Genomic DNA, 5539 nt, shown 5'->3' with positions numbered 1-5539 from the left:
TAATAATAAAATCCGTATCTTTGTAAAGTACCAATTGATTTTCTTATGAAAAAAATAATATTAGCTATCATAATAATCACTTTACAAAGCTGCATTGAAAAAGAAGGTTATTACAATGACGGACAGAACAAAATCATTTCATTAATATGCGATACTATTTGGTGCAGAGATAAAATTAACAATGAAAACGGCACTACATACCAGGACGCTTATAATTTTAATGAAGATGGCACATACGAACACATCATCATTACAACAGATTCAGAAGGGACCGAACACATAAACAAAACCACTAGACAATGGTCATTCTATGACCCTGCATTTAATACCATTTATTTTGGTAACAAACACTACTGGGATATAGACAGACTAAATAAAGAACAATTCTCATTCTACGATAGAAGTGGAGAATTCGGAGAAATAGGAATGTCCAGAGAATACGTTACGCTCAAACCATACGCCAAATAAATTTCATCCAACAATCAACAAGGAGGTTTTTTTATCTCCTCAAGATAAATTTCCTGAAGAAGTTCGTCCTTACTCGTTACCTCATAACGGCACAATGCTTCTCCGGTTTCCATATTAAACCAGTCCGCAACACCATCTTTTACGGACATATACCAGGTATAAACACCATCCTCCACATTAAGACCTTCCACGTTCAACTCCAAGTCCTCGTCCCGGAACTCGTTCAACGCTTCATCCCCTATCATTTCCCTGAACTTGCCGAAACTGCTCATACGCTGCATACTGTGCATGGCAGTATATATCATGTCCAAAGCCTGATAGTTGATTTCTACCTTCTCAATCTTTGTTTTCTTTCCCTTCTGTTTCTTCGATTTCGTTACAGAAACAGAAGCTTTTGAGGAATACTTAAAAAGCTCCAGTGCACTACCTTCCAAATCTTGAACCTTAACATACTTCTGAAAACGTGAATCCGATTCTGTGCCCTGCAATTTCTTCCATTGTGCCACTATGTACCTGGCAGCTTCCAACGAATCCACTATCACATGAAAATGATAATGGAAGGAATACACGCCTTTCTTCTTATCCTTCACATGGTAGGTACATTCCTTTTTCATCACACCGGAACACTTCAAAGAGCGAAATGCGTGCCTAGTTCTTATACCTTCAGACCACAACTTATTATTTTTCTTTATAAACGCACGTAACTCGTCCACATTGTCCGTAACACAATTCCGGCAAGTAAGCGTCACAAAATAGAAATCCCTTCCCTCACTATGCAAAAATTTCATTATAGGAAGAAACTTTTCTATATTCTGCGCAGTCTGAATACGCTGGCAAATAGGACAAAATGGTCTATGACAATAGTGTGAATGGGCTTTTCCACCCCCCACCGTATATGTATTAGAACAAAAATAGGATTCTTCGTAAGCCTTGATTAACTTGCTTTCTGGGTTTTTTTCCGCAAGTTTCCGGCTGAAATTATGTGCTATGATTTTAGTCTTTGCTTTCTTTTTAAGACTTTCTTCACCCTTTTTTATAGGGTTTTCTTTGGATATGGTTTTATTTGTAGTATCTTTGCACATAGGAAAATTTTTGTGGCTTTTGTTTAGAATCCTCCCGCCAAGAAAGAAGCTAAACAATCGCCGATTGGACAATATGAAGCCCCGAGTTTGCCGCTCGGGGCTTTGTGTTATTAACTCTACCCCAAAAGTAGGCAAAACCTTTCAAACCGCCAAATATCCCTTTGAAAAACCTTTAAAACAGCAACTGACACGAAACTTTCTGATTTATCAAGTATGGGGGCTTGCCCCCATTCCCCCACCATCCGGCTCAACACCCAAACACTTTGTACTTTCGGGAAAAAGACCTATATTCGCAGTACACAAAGACAACCTGCCGAACGATACGGGAGAGTTGCAAAAAATAAGCTGCCAGGGCGAATTGACGGAGTTCCGACATCCCTGGCAGCTTTATTCTTTCCCTACCGTACTAATACGGTCAAGCGGTTTCCTTCTTCGACTGGTCTGTCTTGTGTATCTGTACACAAGCCCATATCCCTGCCACAAGGGCAGCAAGACCAAACACAGACAAAAATACTATCAGTTCCATAATACTGTTATTTTGATTTCTTAGACAACGCAATGAACGCAATGCCAGCAAAGGCGCATATCACCGCAAAAATACCTCCTATCGTGAATAAAAGTGCCCTGTTCACGTCCAGTTTCATTATTCCGGCAAGTATCACACCTCCAAATACCAGCTTCGCCACATCTATGAGGAGCTTCCCGGTTTCCGTAAAAATAACCTCCTTACGTTCCTTTTCCATAATGCAAATATATTAATTTTATTGGTTTCTTGTTCTATCCCCCTCCCGTCCCCCAAAGGGGGAGCACACAAAGACAAACCGTGCCTTCACTCAATGGAGTGTTGCTCTTCAAACAAACTTATCTGCCTTTCGTCATCATCGTTCCTGGCACGTTCCGCAATCCGTTCCCTCTCATGCAGGACAAGACGTTCTATGATGTTTATAGCCTGCAACCGCTCTCCGGCAGTGGTGCGCTCCTTTATATACTTTTTCATTTCATCGTTATTCAGCCAGTCTACATATATGTCTATCATGGAGAGAATGTACTTCTTCATACCGGAAGGGACACGCATGACAACCGTCCCATATCCGCTCAGCGGTTTGCGTCCGGCTCCTTCACGTTTGCCACCCCTCTTTGATTTCGTTACGCTTTCAGTACTCATAAACTTACCTCCTTTCTTACATGAATCCAGTTGCCGGAAGAATCCTTCATGCAGATAAAAGGACACGTGCCGGAACGGTAAGCCATACACGATGTATCACACTCCAACGTACACACCCTGCCTATTATCTTGCAGCCATGTCCGATTTCTGACACTTCGGAATCACTCTTGACGGACACCTCACCGTCAATATCCACCGCATAATAAATGTTATTGCACTCCATAACTCTTTGATTTATGTTACGAAATCAAAGGTACGAAATAGTTGATTACGTTACAAAAATCAAGCGTTAAAAATTGAATAATGTAACAAAAATCAAAAGTAGGCTATCTGATTTTTGTTACAGAAACCAAATACCGCCAACGAAAAGAAAACACCCATGCAAATGGCTGCACTCGTCGGGAGTGTTGGTACACCCCCTTGCCGTGCCGGCGCTCCCCGACCGATGAGTTTTTGTGCCATGCGGTATCTGAGAAAAGCCTGAGAGTTCCTGAAAACTTCCTGAGAACTCAAGTAATTTCACACCGCTTGCAAATCCCATCCGAATGGTTTAACTTTGTCAAAGGTTATAGCACACTATAACCCCTAAAGGGGTTGTGTGCGAGGGGACACCCCTCGACCCCAATGCAAGTCGCTACTCCGTACCGACTTGCCGTGAAGTACAGAAACCTAAATCGCATACAGTATGGCAAAGACAAGCATCAATGTAAGAGCCTGCAACATCGGCAGTGCAGAACGGCACAACCTACGCAGCAAGGAACTGGACTACATCCGTCCAGAACTGACCAACCGCAACGAGCAGTGGGTGGAACGCTCCATTCCTGAAGTACATCAGGACATCGCAGAGAAGTACAAAGCAGCAACCGGGCAGGGATTGCAGAAGAAGGCAACCCCAATCCGGGAGGGAGTTGTCGTAATCCAAGAAAACACGACCATAAGTCAGCTCCGGGAACTGGCGAACAGACTGGAGCAGCGTTTCGGAATACACACGTTTCAAATCTACACCCACAAGGACGAGGGTGCAGCCGTATGGAACGGACTGGAGAACGAATGGAAACCGAACTACCATGCACACATGATATTCGACTGGACGGACGGACACACCGGAAAGACAATCAAGCTCAACCAGCACGACATGGCAGAGATGCAGACCATAACGGCAGAGTGTCTGAACATGGAGCGAGGTGTGTCCTCCGACCGGAAGCACCTTTCAGCAATACAGTACAAGAATCAGGCTGAATCTGAAAAGGCAGCGCAGCTTCAGAAGGAGTGCCAAGAACTGGAACAGACCAAACAAGAGGGAATGGAAAAAGTAGGCAAAGTCCGTGAGGAACTTGAACAGACAAGAGAAAAGCTGAAGGAGGTAAAAACGGACATCAAGGTTCAGAAGCTGAAGGGAGCGGCAGCCGATACCGGAGCCGCCCTGATGAAAGCCGGAACAACCGTGTTTGATGCCACTACAAGCCTTTTCAATGCCGGGAAGGTAAAACGGCAGGAGCAGGAAATAAAAGGACTGAAATCCGAAAACTACACGCTTCAAACGAAAGTTCAGAACCTCGAGGGACATATCAGAACCGCAAACACGGAACTGGCAAGGGAGAGAGAAACGCACCGACTGGCAATCAGAAACGGAGAAGCCCGAATGAGAGCCATTACCGAAATGTTCCCAAGCATGGAGAACGCCAAAGAGAATATCGAGGAACTCCAGTCTATGGGAGTAGAAAACAACAATATCCGGCAGCTCCTTACAGGAAAGGAGATAACCTACACCGGAAACCTTTATGACAGGGAAAGAAGAAAGTCGTATCCGGTCAAGAACGTAAAAATAGACATCGCAAAGAGCCGGAACGGCATAACCACCATTTGGATGAATGACACACACTTCAAAACTTTCTTTCGAGAGCTTTGGAATAAGCTGCAAAAGGTATTAGGTCTTGATATTGGTAAAGGATTACATATATAAAAAAGAAGGGGAGCATTAAAAGCGCTCTCCTTCTTCATATAAATAAGTAAACTATTATTTACTAAAACGGCAAGTAGCTATTGTACCAGAACTTGGTGTACTTCCTTTAGCTTTAAATTCCCAATTATATTGCCCATTTTCCAACGCATCGTAATAAGCTGTCCACGTAAACGATGTATTAAACAAAGAACCAGTTCCGCTAAATGCAACACTTTCAGGAGTTGTTGTATTGTCATCTGGATTAACCTTTGCATTAGGACTAAGAATTTGGAAAAAATAATATCCAGTCACAAATGGATCTTTCTCAACAGTCATACGAATTGTCCTACTTGGGTCTTTAAAAGGAGTTGTGGTTTGTTCACTACCACCATACACCATCAGTGTTGAAGGTATAGTTCTTGAAGAAACTGCCGTTCCCTCTGATTTTTCAAAACCAAAATTTGCGTTTCTTAAATTCTTAACAATTGTTTTCCCATTTACAGAAAAAACCATATAAGCAACTTTAGGGTCTGAAACCGCTTCTGCTACTTGTTCATTCAAAGCCTGCAAATCCTTCTTACACTTCTCTAAATTTACAGGACTTACATTTTGAAGAGCTTGCCAATCTGAATCAGAAACATACGACAAAGCCCTTGTTTTCTTGTTTTCATTAATATAGTACTCATTCGTAGCTTCATTCACATCAATAAAACGAGATAAGACTTCCATGTCTGTTTGAGTATCACTAACAGATACAGTCGTTAAATCATCTTCATTGGAACATGAGGTTACAGCCATACCAGCAAATAACGCACAAGCAAAAAACAAAACTTTTTTCATAACAAATTCCTCCTATTTTTATAAAACACTCAAAATTAATA

7 protein-coding genes are annotated in these 5539 nt (G+C 42.2%); 2 read left to right on the top strand and 5 right to left on the bottom strand.

What is annotated here, in order from left to right:
• Nucleotides 1-45: 45 nt before the first annotated feature.
• Nucleotides 46-468 carry a hypothetical protein gene (locus WKT20_RS17405; RefSeq protein WP_117748734.1) on the top strand — a complete coding sequence of 141 codons (423 nt, stop codon included), beginning with the start codon at nt 46-48 and terminating at the stop codon, nt 466-468.
• A gap of 14 nt (nt 469-482) precedes the next feature.
• Here the strand turns inward: WKT20_RS17405 and WKT20_RS17400 are convergent, their stop codons facing one another.
• The 4 genes from WKT20_RS17400 to WKT20_RS17385 form a co-directional block, all read right to left on the bottom strand.
• Nucleotides 483-1550 (bottom strand): protein rep, encoded by a 1068-nt coding sequence (locus WKT20_RS17400; RefSeq protein WP_054856500.1) that lies wholly within the window; start codon nt 1548-1550, stop codon nt 483-485.
• Between the two features lie 533 nt (nt 1551-2083).
• Nucleotides 2084-2293 carry a DUF6722 family protein gene (locus WKT20_RS17395; RefSeq protein WP_008142531.1) on the bottom strand — a complete coding sequence of 70 codons (210 nt, stop codon included), beginning with the start codon at nt 2291-2293 and terminating at the stop codon, nt 2084-2086.
• A gap of 86 nt (nt 2294-2379) precedes the next feature.
• Nucleotides 2380-2715, bottom strand: a complete 336-nt coding sequence (locus WKT20_RS17390) for a hypothetical protein (RefSeq protein ID WP_082390381.1) — start codon at nt 2713-2715, stop codon at nt 2380-2382.
• Nucleotides 2712-2939: a hypothetical protein gene (locus WKT20_RS17385; RefSeq protein ID WP_008142517.1), complete on the bottom strand. Its 228-nt coding sequence runs from the start codon at nt 2937-2939 to the stop codon at nt 2712-2714. The genes WKT20_RS17390 and WKT20_RS17385 overlap by 4 nt, the downstream gene beginning before the upstream one ends.
• A 462-nt stretch (nt 2940-3401) precedes the next feature.
• Here WKT20_RS17385 and WKT20_RS17380 point away from each other — a divergent pair, with 462 nt between their 5' ends.
• On the top strand, nt 3402-4679 hold the full coding sequence (locus WKT20_RS17380; RefSeq protein WP_054856497.1) for a relaxase/mobilization nuclease domain-containing protein: 1278 nt from the start codon (nt 3402-3404) through the stop codon (nt 4677-4679).
• Between the two features lie 54 nt (nt 4680-4733).
• Here WKT20_RS17380 and WKT20_RS17375 read toward each other — a convergent pair whose 3' ends face one another.
• Nucleotides 4734-5498 (bottom strand): hypothetical protein, encoded by a 765-nt coding sequence (locus WKT20_RS17375; RefSeq protein ID WP_054856498.1) that lies wholly within the window; start codon nt 5496-5498, stop codon nt 4734-4736.
• Between the last annotated feature and the right edge of the window lie 41 nt (nt 5499-5539).

The sequence above is a fragment of the Phocaeicola sp. ICN-14070 genome (assembly GCF_037892625.1).
GTDB classification, from domain to species: Bacteria; Bacteroidota; Bacteroidia; order Bacteroidales; family Bacteroidaceae; genus Phocaeicola; species Phocaeicola plebeius.
The sequence above is the reverse complement of the archived record's forward strand: the minus strand, read 5'-3'. Positions and strand labels throughout refer to the sequence as shown.

Coding starts and splice junctions, on each gene's coding strand:
- WKT20_RS17405 (WP_117748734.1), top strand. CDS start 46: ATGAAAAAAATAATATTAGCTATCATAATAATCACTTTACAAAGCTGC.
- WKT20_RS17390 (WP_082390381.1), bottom strand. CDS start 2,715: ATGAGTACTGAAAGCGTAACGAAATCAAAGAGGGGTGGCAAACGTGAA.
- WKT20_RS17400 (WP_054856500.1), bottom strand. CDS start 1,550: ATGTGCAAAGATACTACAAATAAAACCATATCCAAAGAAAACCCTATA.
- WKT20_RS17385 (WP_008142517.1), bottom strand. CDS start 2,939: ATGGAGTGCAATAACATTTATTATGCGGTGGATATTGACGGTGAGGTG.
- WKT20_RS17380 (WP_054856497.1), top strand. CDS start 3,402: ATGGCAAAGACAAGCATCAATGTAAGAGCCTGCAACATCGGCAGTGCA.
- WKT20_RS17395 (WP_008142531.1), bottom strand. CDS start 2,293: ATGGAAAAGGAACGTAAGGAGGTTATTTTTACGGAAACCGGGAAGCTC.
- WKT20_RS17375 (WP_054856498.1), bottom strand. CDS start 5,498: ATGAAAAAAGTTTTGTTTTTTGCTTGTGCGTTATTTGCTGGTATGGCT.